The 16,564-nt window shown below is 36.1% G+C and carries 14 protein-coding genes and 3 tRNA genes; 2 read left to right on the top strand and 15 right to left on the bottom strand.

Annotated features, from left to right (window positions below):
* Positions 1–4: 4 nt before the first annotated feature.
* The 9 genes from AB3H90_RS07190 to AB3H90_RS07230 form a co-directional block, all read right to left on the bottom strand.
* Positions 5–1,231, bottom strand: a complete 1,227-nt coding sequence (locus AB3H90_RS07190) for a hypothetical protein (RefSeq protein ID WP_368016456.1) — start codon at positions 1,229–1,231, stop codon at positions 5–7.
* Between the two features lie 119 nt (positions 1,232–1,350).
* Positions 1,351–2,115 (bottom strand): hypothetical protein, encoded by a 765-nt coding sequence (locus tag AB3H90_RS07195; protein ID WP_014834480.1) that lies wholly within the window; start codon positions 2,113–2,115, stop codon positions 1,351–1,353.
* A 424-nt stretch (positions 2,116–2,539) separates the two neighbouring features.
* Positions 2,540–3,187, bottom strand: a complete 648-nt coding sequence (locus AB3H90_RS07200; protein ID WP_368016457.1) for a redox-sensing transcriptional repressor Rex — start codon at positions 3,185–3,187, stop codon at positions 2,540–2,542.
* A 226-nt stretch (positions 3,188–3,413) separates the two neighbouring features.
* A complete protein-coding gene (gene thiI / locus AB3H90_RS07205; protein WP_010718731.1) occupies positions 3,414–4,625 on the bottom strand; it encodes a tRNA uracil 4-sulfurtransferase ThiI in 1,212 nt (403 codons plus the stop codon).
* Positions 4,626–4,643: 18 nt separating this feature from the next.
* Positions 4,644–5,786 (bottom strand): cysteine desulfurase family protein, encoded by a 1,143-nt coding sequence (locus AB3H90_RS07210; RefSeq protein ID WP_368016458.1) that lies wholly within the window; start codon positions 5,784–5,786, stop codon positions 4,644–4,646.
* A gap of 156 nt (positions 5,787–5,942) precedes the next feature.
* The gene (locus tag AB3H90_RS07215) at positions 5,943–7,664 is read right to left on the bottom strand and encodes a septation ring formation regulator EzrA (RefSeq protein WP_010718733.1); all 1,722 of its coding nucleotides are present in this window, start codon (positions 7,662–7,664) and stop codon (positions 5,943–5,945) included.
* Positions 7,665–7,885: 221 nt separating this feature from the next.
* Positions 7,886–8,416: a haloacid dehalogenase gene (locus tag AB3H90_RS07220; RefSeq protein WP_034698938.1), complete on the bottom strand. Its 531-nt coding sequence runs from the start codon at positions 8,414–8,416 to the stop codon at positions 7,886–7,888.
* A 64-nt stretch (positions 8,417–8,480) separates the two neighbouring features.
* Entirely contained in the window at positions 8,481–9,320 is an 840-nt protein-coding gene (locus tag AB3H90_RS07225) for a Cof-type HAD-IIB family hydrolase (protein WP_034698936.1), read from the bottom strand.
* A gap of 14 nt (positions 9,321–9,334) precedes the next feature.
* Positions 9,335–10,168 (bottom strand): DUF72 domain-containing protein, encoded by an 834-nt coding sequence (locus tag AB3H90_RS07230; protein WP_368016459.1) that lies wholly within the window; start codon positions 10,166–10,168, stop codon positions 9,335–9,337.
* Positions 10,169–10,323: 155 nt separating this feature from the next.
* Here AB3H90_RS07230 and AB3H90_RS07235 point away from each other — a divergent pair, with 155 nt between their 5' ends.
* Positions 10,324–11,292 (top strand): asparaginase, encoded by a 969-nt coding sequence (locus AB3H90_RS07235; protein WP_368016460.1) that lies wholly within the window; start codon positions 10,324–10,326, stop codon positions 11,290–11,292.
* 349 nt (positions 11,293–11,641) lie between these two features.
* Here AB3H90_RS07235 and AB3H90_RS07240 read toward each other — a convergent pair whose 3' ends face one another.
* The 4 genes from AB3H90_RS07240 to AB3H90_RS07255 form a co-directional block, all read right to left on the bottom strand.
* Positions 11,642–12,379 (bottom strand): acyl-ACP thioesterase domain-containing protein, encoded by a 738-nt coding sequence (locus tag AB3H90_RS07240; RefSeq protein ID WP_368016461.1) that lies wholly within the window; start codon positions 12,377–12,379, stop codon positions 11,642–11,644.
* Between the two features lie 15 nt (positions 12,380–12,394).
* Positions 12,395–13,228, bottom strand: coding sequence for a fructosamine kinase family protein (locus tag AB3H90_RS07245; RefSeq protein ID WP_010718739.1), 834 nt, complete (start codon positions 13,226–13,228; stop codon positions 12,395–12,397).
* Positions 13,229–13,510: 282 nt separating this feature from the next.
* The gene (locus tag AB3H90_RS07250) at positions 13,511–14,839 is read right to left on the bottom strand and encodes an aminopeptidase C (RefSeq protein WP_010718740.1); all 1,329 of its coding nucleotides are present in this window, start codon (positions 14,837–14,839) and stop codon (positions 13,511–13,513) included.
* 185 nt (positions 14,840–15,024) lie between these two features.
* Positions 15,025–15,098 (bottom strand) — tRNA-Asn (locus AB3H90_RS07255).
* Between the two features lie 207 nt (positions 15,099–15,305).
* Here AB3H90_RS07255 and AB3H90_RS07260 point away from each other — a divergent pair.
* Positions 15,306–15,378 (top strand) — tRNA-Thr (locus tag AB3H90_RS07260).
* Positions 15,379–15,837: 459 nt separating this feature from the next.
* Here the strand turns inward: AB3H90_RS07260 and AB3H90_RS07265 are convergent.
* A complete protein-coding gene (locus AB3H90_RS07265) occupies positions 15,838–16,188 on the bottom strand; it encodes an iron-sulfur cluster biosynthesis family protein (RefSeq protein WP_368016462.1) in 351 nt (116 codons plus the stop codon).
* A 249-nt stretch (positions 16,189–16,437) separates the two neighbouring features.
* Positions 16,438–16,511, bottom strand: a tRNA-Asn gene (locus AB3H90_RS07270).
* Positions 16,512–16,564: the final 53 nt, after the last annotated feature.

Below are 16,564 nucleotides of genomic sequence, written 5' to 3' on the forward strand. Positions count from 1 at the left end.
CCGTCTAATTGATGACATCTGATTCAGTAAAATTAATATTTTGTGAACGAAGTGCTTCTTTAATTGATTGAAGGAGAGACTCAGCTTGTGAAAGGTCCTTGGTTTCCTTTAATAGTCCTTCTCCGTCATCCCCAAACCTTTTTTTTAAATCAGTTACATCACTTGAATTTCCCCATTCTCTACTCATTACAGAATAAATGACTGTTGATAAAGTCTCTCCCTCCTTTTTTTGCTGGAGTGCTTCTTCGATTTTTGGAAGTATTTCTTTTTTTGTCTGATAATCTTGTAATAGATTTAATGCTTTTTCCCTATCCGAACGATTCGAACAATCAATTCCTTCTTCACTTAGTGTATGATTAATCGTTTCCAGTATTATAGGAAAAAGGTAATCTACTTTTTGTTTTTTTAAATCTTTTCTTACTTCCCCCACTATATCAAGACCTTTTATTTTATCAATAGGGGCAAGTATTATAGTTTGTGCTTTTTCTCCCATTTCCATGCTTATTGCGGATATTCTTAAGATCACTTCTTTTTCATTCAAAATTTTGTTTGTTTGAATCTTATCCTCTTCATTTAAATAAGTGCTTAATTGATTATTGACTTGTTCAAAGTTTTTTTCCGTCCAGTTTGGGTGATTAACTTTTAACTGAAGCATAATCGTTGCGATCTGCTCGGGTTTTAATTGTTTGAGATAGTCATTGTTCTCCAGTTTATTATCAATTGATCGAAGTCCATTCATGTGTCGCTGATTTTCGATTTCACTCAGATCTTTTTTCATCATTTCCGATAAGGAACTATTTTTTTTTGCTTCTGTCTCCTTTAATTCTTCTTTAAATGCCTGAACTGTTTCAAATTTGTGCCATTGATTTTCACCAAAAACAAGTCTCCCTAAATAGGATAACTGTTTTTTTGACTCTGGAGAATTCAATAATCTATAGAATCTATCAAATCGGTCTATTTTTGCCCCACTATTCAATAAATCTTCTAATTGACCCCCTAAATCTGATCGATTTTCTTTTTTTAGTTTTTCGATGATACTTTTTTTATAAAATTCTAAACGGTCCGTTTCTTTGAAGGAAGTATTGACATGTTGCCTAACAGACTCTTTTACTAATGTGGACTGAGACTCAACATAAATTTGTGTCATCACCTCAACTGTTCCTTGTTCTTCTCCTCTTAATATTTCATCATATTTTACAGCCAACTCTGGGGTTACTTCTTTAGCAATCAAATAAACGAGCTCTTGATCAAGGATTCTTTTTTTTGTGATTATGGTACTTTCTTTTAAATTTATTTTTTTAAAATATGGAATGCTATTACCAATAAACGGCGAATCACTATGATTTGTAGCTATAGAAATATATGTTTTTTTTCAGCTTCTGATAAATTCTTTCTTTGGAGAAGTTTAGAAATTATTTTATCATCTCTCAAAAAGTCAAAAAACCATTTATACTTATCATCAGGGTCAGGCATCATTCCAAAAAATCCATCAATTACGATTTCTCTACATCCTTCTTCATAATCTAGCTCCATATTGACTAATTGTTGGTATTTTACACTGCCCTCGTTTAATAGTTCAAATGTGCGAGCTAAAATATCCTCTTTGACTTTAGCTGAGTCCATGCCATATTGTAATTCTATACATATCTCTTTAATTTTTTTCTCGATTTCATCTGTCGATAATTTTATTTTATTAATACTAAACAAAACATTCTCATGAAAAAATTTATCACCATCCACAGATAAACTATTAGTTAAAGATGTTAATAAGTTGAGCTGTTCTGTCAGATTTCTAGTTGGAACCATTAGAAGATCAAAAAGATGAATCTGATTTATTACATTATCAGAATTTTGTTGAAAATAGAGACAAGATTCCACGATCTCTCTCGTTATTACTCTCTCTTGTTTCAGCATCATTATCAGCTCATCAAGAGTTTCAAATCTGTTAATTGCCGTCCCCCCTCTTAATGTATCCAGTAATTGCTGATAGTCTGCAGTTATTTTGTAAGGGAATTTATTCAACACTGCTTTCATTTGGTGGTATCCTTCACTTGTTTTGTCCGAAAACCGTTCCATTTCCATAAGAATTGTATTTTTTACCTTCTCTTGATTCATTTTTACCATCCTTTACATTTTTTTCGTTATGGCATCCGTGGCTTGTCTGTTTTGCTAGACATTCATATCTAGCCTGAATCATAAGAATTAAGGATTGTTCCTTTTATGTACATTCAATCAAATCTTAAACTTCATTAGTATTTTTTACTCCAACTTGTTTCATAACCGCCTCCTTCAGATTAACTTTTTTCTTACAACAGTGATTCTATCCATTGCATTCATCTTTATTACTGTCATTCACTCCTAAAAAAAGGTTTTTTCTTTCAAAAAAACAAGTTATTTTATAATCCCTGCACACGATGATACAATGAACTGAAAGCTATTATATCAGTATTATGATTGTAAACAAACAAAAATAGATATAAACATGCGTTATAAAAAAACGCTTAGAAACATTGGCTCTAAGCGCTAAAACTATGGATTGTCATAAAAAAAATTCTGAATATTTCTCGTTAAAAAATATAAGCGTTTGCAATTCTGTCGTCAAATCAATGTATTGAATATTCACATGCTTGGGTACGATCACTCGGTCAGGAGCAAAGTTTAAGATCGCTGATACGCCACCTTTCACAATTTCATCGATTGCTGACTGGGAGTGTTTACTTGGAACCGTTGAAATCGCAACTGTTACTTTTTCTTTTTTGACGATTTCGCCAAACTGTTCGATTGGATAAATGAATTGACCATCGATTTCTTGGTTGACGATTTTAGGGTCATTGTCAAATACACAGACGATATTCAAATTTTCATTTCTTCTAAAATTATTGTGCTTTAAAGCTTTCCCTAGATTCCCATACCCAACTAAGGCAATTCGTTTTTCCTCTTCCGTCTTTAAGATCCGATCAAATACTTCGATCAGATAAGGCACTTCATAACCATAGCCACTGCGCCCCAACTCACCTAAATATGAAAAATCTCTACGGATCGACGCAGAAGGTACTTGGGTGATTTGACTAAATTCATTTGATTTAATCCGCTTCACACCTGAATCATTGAGCATTTTTAAATAACGTAAATATAAAGGTAGTCTTTTAGCTGTTGCTTTTGGTAAAACCGCTATTTTTTCTCCCATCTTCAAACCCCTTTGTTAATTTCTTCACATAGTCAGTTTATCATTTATCCTCTCTTAGAGCAACAGTAGGGAACATAAAAAAGAGTCTGGGATTGACCCCAGACTCTTAAATAAGTGTAAGAACAAATAAAAAGTAATGTTTTTAAAGTCTGTTTTATTAAACATAAAAAAACGGTTCAATCTACTTTCTTATTCTTGTCAAAGCTCCACGATAATTTCAAGACTCTTATAACAAATCAGCAAATTCTTCTACTTGTTCAGCTTCGGTAGCTGTATGGATCGTTTCCATTTTTAAACCAGAAAGAGCTCGTTCGATCATTTCTTCGATTGGTAAACGTTCTTCGTATTGATGAACTTTATCAAGGCGTGGTCGAGTCTTTGGTTGAGGTGGGGCAAAAATCGTACAGCAATCTTCAAATGGTTGGACTGAAAGCTCAAAGGTATCGATTTGTTCAGCTACTTCAATGATTTCTAATTTATCCATCGTAGCAACTGGACGAATGATAGGCGTATTCGTTACTTCATTGATAGCAACCATGCTTTGTAAGGTCTGCGAAGCTACTTGTCCTAAAGACTCCCCATTAAGGATAATCAACCCATGGCGTAATCGGCGGATCTCATCCGTTAATCGCAGCATCATCCGTCGAGTAATCGTCATCCAGTACCCTTGTGGAATGTTTTTCTTGATTTCTTCTTGGATCTCAGTAAACGGTACCTCGATAAACTCGATTTTACCGACATAAGGAGTCAATTTTGCTGTTAAATCTTTTGCTTTTTGTAATGCTTGCTCACTCGTGTAAGGTGGACTAGCAAAGTGGACCGCTTCAATTTCGACACCACGCTTCATGGCAAAATAACCAGCCACAGGTGAATCGATTCCACCAGACAACATCAACATGCCTTTACCGCTTGTTCCCACTGGCAACCCGCCTGCTCCTTTAATCGTTTCATAGGATAGGTAAGCAGCATCTCGACGGATTTCTACCCGTAGTGGAATATCTGGTTTACGCATTTGTGCTTCTATATCAGGGAAGATATCTACCACCGCATTTCCTAACGTTTGATTTAATTCATTACTTGTTAATTCAAAGTCGTGGTCACTACGTTTCGCAATAATTTTAAAGGTTTCTTTTCCTGTATAGACTTCTTTCATGATAGCTTGAACTGCATCTTTTAACTTTTGAACATCTTTTTCGATTCGAATACTTGGTGAGAAATTTTGGATACCGAAAATTTTAGCCAATTTAGGTATAACTAACGCACTATCAGCACCATTTAACAGTAGGTGCATCCGGTCACGATCAGCATGGATCTTGATTTCGGGAAAATCACTCAATGCTTGACGAACATTTTGAGCAAGTTGCATAATAAAACTTTTACGGTTTTTTCCTTTTGTTGACAGTTCACCATAGCGGACCATGATTTCACTATATTTCACAAAAACACTCCTTATTGATTAATTGATGGTTGAAAATTTCTTATATAATTGTTTAAAAATGATCATAAATTGTTCTACTTCTGCCATAGAATTACTTTCATCTAAACTAATGCGAACAGCTGACGTAGCTAAATCATCAGGCACATGCATGGCATGCAACGTACTACTTGCAAGGTGTTTACGAGAAGAACAAGCACTAGTTGTAGAAATAAATATTTGTTTTTCTTCTAACGCATGAACAAGGACTTCTCCTCGAATCCCTTTGAGTGAAAAACATAAGATATGTGGTGCATAATTTTCTCCCTCTGAAAAAATAGTTACTTTTTCATAGGCTTTCAAAGCGTTGATCAACGCCTCTTTTAAATGTTTGGTGTGATCTGGCTTTTGAAGTTTTCGATCCAGTGCAATTCGTAAGGCTTTCGCCATTGCGACAATCGCAGGAACATCTTCTGTTCCACTTCGTTGATTTTTTTCTTGGCCACCGCCATTAAGAAGCGGTGCTAAACGTCGTCCCTTCTTCCAATAAATAAAACCTATACCACGTGGTCCATGAAATTTATGAGCTGAAAACGTCGCAAAATCAACTCTTTCGGTCAGCCAGTCAGATAAAGAAACTTTTCCGATTGCTTGCACAGCATCCACATGAAAATGGATTTTAGGGTATTCTTTTAGCAACTCACTGATTTCTAAAATTGGTTGGATTGATCCAATTTCGTTATTGACTGCCATGATTGAAACCAATACTGTGTCTTTACGAATTAGTTTCTTCAATTCATCAACAATGACAAATCCTTGATTATTTACTGGCGCTATACTAACTTCTACCCCTAGAGATTTAAGTTGTTCAGCTGTTTCACTTACAGCAGGATGTTCTATCCCAGAGATGATCATGTGGTTTCCATATTCACGTTTTTCAATCATTGTCCCTTTAAGTACCCAATTATCGCCTTCTGTCCCACCAGAAGTAAAATAAATTTCATCTGGAGTAACAGTGATCAGCTCAGCAATTTGTTTTCTAGCTTGTTGTAACAAACGGTTTGCTTGATTGCCTAAATCATGCAAACTTGACGGATTCCCAATAATCCGCTGACTTGTCTTTATATAGGCATCTAAACTTTGCGGAAAGATTGGGGTTGTCGCACTATTATCAAAATATATCATAAGAAACCCCTCTTTTTTGAAATTCTTTACTATTATAACGGTTGTCCCAATTGCTTTCAAGAGGAGGTTGTTTTTTCAGAAAGTTTCGTGCAATTGAACACGAAAAAAAGACAACACTTGGTGGATTGACCAGTGTTGCCTTTTTAGTTAGTTTTATTAAACTAAATCAGGATTCTTAAAATAAAAATCTTCAATTCGCTTGAAAGCACCAGGTTCAACACGTTCGAGTGCTGTACCGATCTCATCCAAAGCTTCTTGATAATGATGCTCCTTATTGAATAAGTAATAACTTTTATCAATTGCTTCTCTGATTTCTTCATGTGTGTGGCGATAACGATTTGCATACTGTAGCATTTGTTCTGTCAGTGCTGCAGCATCCACTAAATCATGCGTTTTCTTATCAAGTAAGTCTAAATCTTCTTCACATAACGTAACTAAGCGATTGACTTCTTCCATATTGACTCTGATTTTATTTAGCACGATACTTAGCTCTTCAATACGATCAGTTGCCACAAAGAAAAATTCTAAATAATCATTTGGTAGACCAGGCAAACGTTGTTGTTCCACAAAACGTTTCAAATTACGCAATTTAAATTCGAACGTATCGATTTTTTCTTGCGCTTCTTTTTCACCTTTTCTTAACTCGTGTAGTGAGTCATCGATTTCAACTTGTTGGTTTTCGATATCTTCTAAAACTTTGAATACTTTTTTATAGAAAGTCCGTACTTCAGAATATGGTAGCAAGTGTTGCTGGATTTGTGGTTTCATCTGTTCGTTTTGACGTTCAATTTCTTCCACTTCTGTTTGGAATCCGCGTACTCGACCAATTTCATTATGATTCAACGCATAACTTTGAGCAGTATGATCTAACTCAATCAATAATTGACGATTGTTTTTTGTGGCATGTTTGATGTATTGTTCAATGGTTGCTTGATTGGTTGTGACATAATTTTGGGCTTCCATTTCCCGCTCTAGAATGTCGTAGAGCGAATCAATCATACTAGCAGTTTCACGATTCTCGAATTCAACCGTTTCAACTTCTGTTTTTTCAAGATTTGCTAATGAACTTTCAATACGATGGCTTACTTTTTCAATCTCACCAACAAGATCTTCTTCTGGGAAAACATATTGTTCCTGCATCAATTTTTCATAAGTTTGCTGGATTTCTTCCAGTTGTTCTGGGAAAGTAGTGTTCAAATCTTCAAATAGCGGCGGAACTTTTTTCATCAAAGCTTCAACTTCATACGTATGTTTTTCTGCTTTATCCAAAACTTCTCGAGCTTCAACAGGATCACCTGAAGTATTCAATGCAACAAATTGCGTGAATTCATTTTCGATCATCTTGACTTGCTTTTGTAATTCAGGAAACGCAGGACCGTATTCTTGCTCATCTTCTCTGATTGTTTCTTTCAGTTCTTCATAGACATCCAAAGCTTGCTGAACCGCTAGTGAATTACGTTCTTCTGTTTCACGTAACTCTTTTAGTCCATCACGAATCTCAGAAACTTTCTTTTCCATTTGGTCCATGGTTTTTTCTGCTTCGATCACAGCTTTTTTACCTTTTAAAAATCGGAAACTCTCATTAAGATTTTCTACTTCAAAAATTTGACTTTCTAACTCAGCAAACGAGGAAGTGGATATGTCATTCCATTTTTGACTCCATTCACGAAAGGTATTTTGGCTTTGCCCCACCAGATGCATTTTTTTAACATCATCGACTTCTTCAATCACAGGCAAGTCGAATAATTCTTCCTTGCGCTTTTCCAAGGCGTCCAATCGATCTTGGTTTTTTTTCTTCATATAGTAACTAACCAAAAAGACGACTAGGGCGACTATAATGATTGCTATGACGATTCCGATGATAACATTATTTCCCATTTAAGGTACCTCCGTTTTCAATATGCATCTATTTTTTATGCTTAGTTAAATAATTTTGTGCATAAAACAATAAATACGTCTTCCGTGCAAAAGACATCTATTGTAAATTATAACACACAATTTTTAAGCATTCACTAACTTCATCGAAAATCTTTTATTCCTACCTAGAAAATAGCATAACCAGTATGAAACGCCGGTTTATTTTGGTTTGTTTCGTCCATTCAAGACTGTTTCTTTCGAGTCGCTTGGGCGATTTGCCGTTGAATTTCTTTGGCGATCTTAGGTTCAGGGGCACACTGCTCTTCCCAGTTATCAGGTTTTAATACCTTATTCGTGACCGGATGATAATGTGGTTTACCATCTGGGAATAATTTCCCCATGTTTGCTTGGTGAACGATCTCAAATATCTTCGTAGGATCAACACCCAATAATGAAAAAGAACCATAAGTAAAATATAAAAGATCGGTTAAAGCATCGACTTGCTCGATCAAAGGTGCTTGTCCCCATTCTTTTTTAGTCAACATTTTTTGTTCTGCTTTCTCTAATGCTTCGTGAAGAGCTGTTACTCCTTCGTGTAATTGTTCCTGATCTCCCTGACAATTGGCCGCAATCAATTCGACTAATTCTTCGATTTTAAATTCTGCACGATAAATGGCTGCTTGTTTCGAAAATGCAGTCGGTACATCAGGTGAACGAGGGTCAAAAATTTTATGAAACTCTTCTACTTGTTGAAAGGGTGTTTTCTCAGACATCTTTTTCTACCTTCTTTTCTTACTTCTCTTAACATTTTAACTGAAGTCTAGTCTATCAACTGTTTTAGTAAATCAAACCATAATGCTTCAGTCCTTGATAAATTCCGTCTTTTTCATTGGTATCCGTCACATAATCAGCAGCTTGCTTAACTTCTTTTTGAGCATTCCCCATAGCAACCCCGATTCCGACACCTTCCAGCATCTCAATGTCGTTATAATGATCACCAAATGCCATGATCTCGGTCATTTCGATCCCCATGTCTTTGGCAAAGGCTGCAATTCCTGAAAGCTTTGAGCCACCTTTTGGAATGATATCAACGGTATACGCATTGGACCGTTGAAAGCTGCACTCTGGGAACCGCTCTTCTAATTTTTCTTGTTCTGATTCCTGACTCAATAAAATACATTGGTAAATTGGCTCATCAAGAATCTCCAGTGCCTCATATCGCTTTTTCTGTCGATGTGGGCTAAAAATTTGCAGTCCTTTTTTCATCAATCGAACGGGAAATTTTTTTGGTAATAAACTAACTAAACGTTTGATTAAAATCGACTGTCCTAATAGCATCGTGGTCGAACCAGCTAGTTGATCTCTTCCACCAAAAATGATCTGGCGATGGTTCTTATCAGCATATTCCACGATCTTACTTAAAACGACTTGATCAAATGGTTGATCTACAATCGTTCGTTCGGCAGTAAATACCAATTGTCCATTATAGACAACATACATATCTAATTCCAATTCATCAATCACTTCTTTGATTTTAACTGGACTCCGCCCAGTTGCTACACCACACAATATCCCATTTTTTCTAGCATAGCTAATCGCACGTTTAGTCGAAGCAAGTGCTTTTGAACGGTCGTTGACTAATGTGCCATCAATATCAAAAAAAATTGCTTTGATCATTCAACGCTCCCTCTCTAAAATAAATCCATTTGTTGTGGGTTTAAGCCTTCCGGTTTTATTTTTAATATTTTTTGTAAAGCTAACGCATTTTCTGCAGCATCTCCACCAGAATTGTTATTAAAGATAATTCCGATTTCTTTCGTTTTTGAGCTAACAGAATCAATAGCAGTTGCTAGTTCACTCAGTTCCTGCTCAGAATAGCGATAAAGAGTTCTTTTTTTACGCCAATCTTTATCATTGGCCTGCCAACCTTGAGCATTTCTTCCGTGAAACCTGAAAAGAGCAAAGTCTGGATTCGTGATGAATGGGTCAAAAGGAACTGTTGTGTTTAACAACTGTGGTTCATCAATTACTGCCAAAGAAAATTCTGCTCGAGTCATGAAGCTTCTCGTGCGCTCAATGAATTCCTCGCTGTACCACGAAAAGTCCCGAAGTTCGATTGCTACCGGATAGCCAGCAAACCATTTTCGAAGCTTACGTAGGTATTGTACACTTTCCTTGGTGCATTTAAAGGAAGCTGGAAATTGGACTAAAAAACAAAAAAGCTTGTTCGCATCACTCATTGGTTTCATTACTTCCAGAAATTTAGCAATCATTTCTTCTTCTGTTTGATAATATTTTTCCCAGTCTCCTTGACCACTAATCCCTTGATACGCCTTAACAACAAAACGAAAATCATTTGGAACCTCTTGCACCCATTTTTCTACCGAAGTTCGTCTTGGGATTCCATAGTAAGCTGTATCAAGCTCCACTAATGGCAAATATCTAGCATACTCATAAAGTGTGTTATTCTTTTTTCCAGTCAATTTATCATGTTCTTTAAATGAGGTTAATCCGATTCGTATCATTTCAAGCCACCTTTGCTTTTCCATCCAAAAATCAACTATGTATAGTGAGATTTACTACTCATTGCTCAATGCCACGGATAGCAAAACTCTTTCATATAGTATACAATAAGCGTTAAAGCCTATGCAAAATTATATGTAAGGAAGTCCGAAAAAAAATGAAAAAAATTCTAATTTTACACACTGGCGGAACGATTGCCATGAGAGAAAATCTTTTAACTGGTGGAGTGAGTCCTGATGTTGTGAATCCTTTGCTAGATGCTGAAATTGAAATTCCAGAAAATGTTGATTTAGTAATAGAAGATATCTTTAATCTTCCTTCACCTCATATCATGCCTAAACATATGTTGATTTTAAAAAAACGGATTAAGGAAGCCTATCATTTGGGGTTTGACGGTGTTGTAATCACTCATGGAACAGATACGTTAGAAGAAACCGCCTTTTTCTTAGACACGACGATTGGAGATAAACTGCCGATCGTACTAACTGGCGCTATGCGATCCAGCAACGAATTAGGGAGCGATGGGCTGTACAATTTCGAGAGTGCTATTCGAGTCGCTAGTTGTAAGGAAGCAAATGGAAAAGGTGTATTGGTCGTAATGAACGATGAGATCCACTCCGCGCGTTACGTGACCAAAACCCACACGACAAATGTTGCCACTTTTCGTACACCCACATTAGGTCCAATTGGTCTAGTAACAAAACATCGGATCTTATTTATGCAAGAATTACTAGAAACTACACGCTTAGATATCACTTCAGTCAATGGTACGATCCCAATCGTTAAGGCTTATGCGGGGATGCAAGGTGATCTATTAGAAGCTATCGCCCATACCAAAGTAGATGGCCTAGTGATCGAAGCTTTAGGAGCTGGCAATTTACCACCACAAGCTGTAACAGCTTTGAAAAAATTATTAGTACAAAAAATCCCAGTGGTCTTAGTTTCCCGGTGTTTTAATGGGATAGCAGAACCTGTTTATGACTACGAGGGTGGCGGAAAAGAATTAGCAAACATGGGGATTATTTTTTGTAATAGCATCAATAGCCAAAAAGCTCGCATCAAACTACTGATTGCCTTGAATCACGGGTTAAAAGATCAATCATTGATTTCGTTTATTACTCAATAAGTTATAGCTAAATCACATACGAAAATTCCTGACATTAAAATTCCGTTCTAAAAAAATCCAGAGTTCGTTTAGCAATTGAACCAATTTTGCGCATTCTTTTTTCAATCATGGAAGGTTATCGATCCTTACCTATTACTGGATATCCAAAAGTCTTATTTCCATGTTAGAATGTCCAAAAGTATGAACACCTAAAGAATTCTTTATTATTCAGCACTTCGGCAATCAATCAAAAAAGCTCAAAACAGTTTTGTTTTGAGCTTTTTCCGCTTGTTGTTCCTGCTTATTTCCCAGAGCTAGACACTTCTGCGACAACCTCTTTCCGATTGGAACATCGTTTGCTATTAGCAGTTTATTTATTTTTCCAAGTGATATTTGCTTCACAATAGAGTTGTTCTTGCATTCTGATTTCATGTCTTGTTTTCACACCATGTTCCATCTCTACTTGTTCATAATGACTTTCAATTTCATTGCCATATTCCACTTCTTTGTCAAAACGGATCAAAACTTTTTCTGGTACATGTGTCGTCAAGAAATCATAGCCTAAGACATCAATAATCCAGTTGAAATACATGGCATTGTTCACATGTTGGTTACTATCGATATCATAGAAACGCACGCGATAAGGTAACATCGTGCCCGATTCAATCTTTTCTATTTTTTCTTGCCGTTTGATTTTTTTGATTTTTTCGCTTTCAAACGGTACAATAATTTCTTCATTGACGCTACTCATTTTCCGATTCACAAAATCCATTAATACAAAAACTGATTCTATTTTCACCAGTTCTGTGCCTTCTTCATCATGAATCCAAAAATTACGATAACAAAAGAATTTATTGTACTCCATGGCTTGTGTTGTTATAGAAATCGTCTCTCCTACTTTTGGCAAACGAGTGATTGTCATTGAATAATTGGTAATGACCCAAGTCAGTCCAAAACTATTGACAAATTTACTGCCACGATCAAGCGCATCACTTTGATCTTCTGATGTCTTGATCACGATTCCTAACATTGATGGAAATGTCATGGTCTGATTAATGTCACATTCATAATATGAAACTTCATGTTTTTTTGTATATCTCTTTGCCAAAAAAACACCCTCCTCTTATCTTTTCGCTAATAATTGATCCACTTGTGAACCATAACTTTCCCCAAACATATTTAGATGGGCTAACAAATAATATAACTGGTAAATCGGCAATCGTTTTTCCCAATTTTTTTCCAAAGGATAGACCATTTGATAACTTTGTAAAAACTCTGGACGAAACCCACCAAATAGCTGGCTCATAGCTATGTCCTGCTCACGATCACCGTAAGAAACGGCTGGATCAACGAAGACTGGTTCTCCTTGCTGATCAAAGAACACATTACCACTCCACAAGTCGCCATGCAAGAGGCTAGGGACAATCTTTTTATCACTAAAGTTTTCTAACACGTATTGCTTAAAAGAAATAAATGTTTCTTGGCGGTTTTGATTCCAATGGTTGTTTTTTTGTGCCAAAGCAATTTGACTTTCTAGACGATTTTTAAAGAAGAAAAGCCACCAATCTTCTTCCACATGATTGAATTGCGGAACGGTCCCTAAATAGTTATCCTTTCGATACCCAAATTGCGGAGCGGTTACCTTGTGCAATTTCGCCAAAGAAACTGCTAGATCTTTTTGATCTCCTTTGCCAGGTTCGATCCATTCCATCAAAAGATAGGCACCATCTTTTTGTTCACCCAGCATGTAAGTTTCAGGTACTCGAACGTAGGGAGCTAGTTCTTTTAACCCATCCACTTCCGCTTCAAAAAAAGACTTTCCAATATTAGGATGAAGCTTTAAGAAATATGATTTATTTTGCTCTTCAATTCGATACGTTTGATTAACGTCCCCACCAGTGATAGGTATCACTTTGCCTTCTAATTGGATTTCTGCTAACACCGACTGAATATTCATCTCTACTCCTCCTTACATGCTTTTCCAACCTATTTGTTAGCTATCATTATATCACAGAGAATCTAAAACAAAGAAAATGAGTCTAGTAACTCTTTGTTCAACAGTAAAAGTCCATTGCTCATATTTATAGACAAAAAAAGAGAGGCTTCTTTCAAAATTAGCAACCCTACTAATTTCGAAGACTAACCTCGTCTTTCTTTCAATCCCTCATTTACTTTCTTTTTCAGTAATCTGAGACACCAATTCGTCTATTTTCTTCATACTTTGAGTAGAATCAGTTTTTTAAGCCAATGCGCCCATTGGATCCCAAGGAGCTAAAACGATTGGTTCTTCATTGAAGGCTTGGAGTTGCTCTTTCGACAACAAATCTTTGCGAACAACGATTTGATACGTGTATTCGTTCATCCAATCGTCACTCATTACAAAAAATCCTTTATTGCCAACTTTTTCTCCCCAGCTATTTTCGACTTTCCATTTCGTTGATTTCCCATCAACAAGATCGACTCCCGTCAATACCATCGCGTGGGTCATTAAGCTTTCACCATAATCTAAACGTTGTGCTTTAGTCATCGTAAAATCTACATCGAATAAGTCATCCATGTCGTAAACATCCAGTGCCATGACCCCACTATCTCTAGTTGAAGATTGTCCGACATCACAACCAAACCAAACAGACTCTCCTTGTTCCAGTTGGGCAATAGCCAACTGTTTAAACGTTGACATATCTACGTTCAAATAACGAACTTCTTTCCCGCCAACCACATTACCTAACATTTCTACAGTGTAAGAACGATCAAAAGGTTTGTCTTTTGTCGGTGCATTGATGATACTAACGTAATCATCTAGTTTTACACCAATATATTTATCATAAAAGAGTTGAGGTGTAAGCTGTTGGTCAATATGATAATTGTTTTCTTCGTCACGGTATTCAAAATCAAATTCTTTTGGTGGTGTTCCTAAGGAGATGGCTAAAAATTGATAGATTCCTTCTAGCATTTCCTCTTTTTTTGCTTGAATCGCTTCAGCAGTTTCACCACCGGCAATCATTTCACGTAAGACCGTCGCATCTTTACGCAACAATTTATTCAAGTAATTATTTAAATCTCGTGAATTTGAACTATTTGCACTTTCTGGCATAACAGATTTAGGAACTACACCATATTTCTGGAAGAGGGAAACGATCATATCCCATTGTCCGCCATCTTGTTGTGGGGTTGTTAATAAAAAGGCTACTTTTCGGCTATCTAAGGCATCATTCCCTGTTGCGATAATATTTTCATAAAAATAATTAGCTTTTTCATATTTGTCCCAGAAAAACGTATAGTTTTGTGATAATTCAAATTCTTTCAAATGGAATTGATTGAGCAATTTATGTCGGAAAGTATTTAATGCTGCAAACATCCAGCAACGACCAGATTGTTTCTGATTTGAAACCTTTCCCGTTGATAAATCAATTGAAAAAACCGGTGTATTAGACACATGGGCAGCCACATTTTCAGCAGAAGCGGTGATCCCATTTTTTACTACCGCTCTTTGTAGAGCTTGTTGCTTGTTGTTTTCTTCAAAACCTTTTGCAAATTTTTTCGTCATTTCAGGTGTAATAGCTTTCATCCAATCATCCTTCCAATCAAAAATATATCTTTAATTCTACCCTTAAGTGGTTTGAAATACAACGACTCACTTTTAATCGTTACAACAAATCGACTGAATCCCCCTCACGACAACCCTTTTTTGTTATTCTCAAAAGTTTTTGAGAATAACAAAAAAACCACAGCTTAGAGGCTGTGGTTGAAGTACTCCGGCAGTAGGACTCGAACCTACGACATCATGATTAACAGTCATGCGCTACTACCAACTGAGCTATGCCGGAATCAAGTACATGCATATAATATCAATTTATCTTAAATAACGCAATACTTTTTTTACATATTTTTTTGTTTTTTCACAAAAATCACTGCCCAAAATTTGTTATTTATACAATTTAGAATGATCATCCTATGAAACCAAATTTTTTTTGTTTTAGATATTGACAAAATTGATTATTTTCGTTATTCTATTACTTGTATTAAGAAATCATGCCGCTTTAGCTCAGTTGGTAGAGCGCTTCCATGGTAAGGAAGAGGTCGCCGGTTCAAGCCCGGCAAGTGGCTTACTTAGATAACGTAACCTGTTGTTTTAACAATAAGGTTACGTTGTTTTTTTATCTTCATTTTTTTAAATACTATATGATTTTATAGCTAACAAAACTAAGCTGTAATGAATAGATAGTTGTAAATAAACGTAAAGGACTAGAGCCTTAGATATAAATCTTACGTTTACTCTAATAACGAGTAAACAGTGTTCAATCAACCACTCCTTGCAATAAGCCTGAATTTTTCATAATATGAGAAGCTGTTTCAAGATCCCCATCCTTATTGGCCCTGCAATTACTCATCGCAGTTTCTACTTAGTGAGCGCTCAGATCAGAACGCTCTTTTCGCATCCTCTGATCTACGATGTTCCAAGTAGTATCGAAAATAAGCTGGAGAATCCAAAAAATAAGAAGAACTATTTTTGGATTTTCCAGCTTATTTCTCAGTGCTAAACACTGCTGTCACAACTGCATGTCTTTAAGGGCGTAAATCAACTAGAGGGACTTGGTTATCCAAAGTTCCACTAGGGGATTCAAGTTTAAAACTATTTAAACGGGGGTCTAAAGTTAACATCATCGTTTCATCCATGTACATTTTTGAATAGTCTTTGATATAAATGGCTCCCATATCACTGTCAATCTTCATTGGATAGTCTGTTTTCTCTTGTTTGCTAGCTAATAACAATAGACGGAAGCTCGTATCTAACGAACACACACCCATCTTAGAATACTTACCCACACCATCATCTAGGTCAAGAATGATGGTGGCACCTTCTTGGATATACTTTTCTAATCTTTCCTGCGCTTTTTCAGAGATTTTTAAATACATATTACCTTCCACCTCCAACTCTCATTACCTTACGATGCTAGCACGTTTCTTTCTATGAAGCGAACCATCTGCTCAGTTCCCGCCTAAACTATTCCTTTTGTTAAAAGTTATCTTTTGAAATACCAGTCTAATCGCATCCATTAAGAAAAAACTATTGTTCAATCGCACTGATAAATTAACTAGTCTTATACTGTGACCAAAATATATAAAGACAAAAAAACACGATAGAAATTCTATCGTGTCTAAATACTCCGGCAGTAGGACTCGAACCTACGACATCATGATTAACAGTCATGCGCTACTACCAACTGAGCTATGCCGGAATCACCTTGTTCGTTTTTTACAACGAACACACACATAAGATAAACTTATGGGG

This window comes from Enterococcus sp. C63, from assembly GCF_040887215.1.
Taxonomy (GTDB): Bacteria; Bacillota; Bacilli; order Lactobacillales; family Enterococcaceae; genus Enterococcus_B; species Enterococcus_B hirae.

Excerpts from the sequence above, each read along its gene's own strand:
- AB3H90_RS07200 (WP_368016457.1), bottom strand. The coding sequence starts at position 3,187 with ATGGGAGAAAAAATAGCGGTTTTACCAAAAGCAACAGCTAAAAGACTA.
- AB3H90_RS07220 (WP_034698938.1), bottom strand. The coding sequence starts at position 8,416 with ATGTCTGAGAAAACACCCTTTCAACAAGTAGAAGAGTTTCATAAAATT.
- AB3H90_RS07245 (WP_010718739.1), bottom strand. The coding sequence starts at position 13,228 with ATGAATATTCAGTCGGTGTTAGCAGAAATCCAATTAGAAGGCAAAGTG.
- AB3H90_RS07195 (WP_014834480.1), bottom strand. The coding sequence starts at position 2,115 with ATGAATCAAGAGAAGGTAAAAAATACAATTCTTATGGAAATGGAACGG.
- AB3H90_RS07265 (WP_368016462.1), bottom strand. The coding sequence starts at position 16,188 with ATGTATTTAAAAATCTCTGAAAAAGCGCAGGAAAGATTAGAAAAGTAT.
- AB3H90_RS07235 (WP_368016460.1), top strand. The coding sequence starts at position 10,324 with ATGAAAAAAATTCTAATTTTACACACTGGCGGAACGATTGCCATGAGA.
- AB3H90_RS07215 (WP_010718733.1), bottom strand. The coding sequence starts at position 7,664 with ATGGGAAATAATGTTATCATCGGAATCGTCATAGCAATCATTATAGTC.
- AB3H90_RS07230 (WP_368016459.1), bottom strand. The coding sequence starts at position 10,168 with ATGATACGAATCGGATTAACCTCATTTAAAGAACATGATAAATTGACT.
- AB3H90_RS07225 (WP_034698936.1), bottom strand. The coding sequence starts at position 9,320 with ATGATCAAAGCAATTTTTTTTGATATTGATGGCACATTAGTCAACGAC.
- AB3H90_RS07210 (WP_368016458.1), bottom strand. The coding sequence starts at position 5,786 with ATGATATATTTTGATAATAGTGCGACAACCCCAATCTTTCCGCAAAGT.
- AB3H90_RS07250 (WP_010718740.1), bottom strand. The coding sequence starts at position 14,839 with ATGAAAGCTATTACACCTGAAATGACGAAAAAATTTGCAAAAGGTTTT.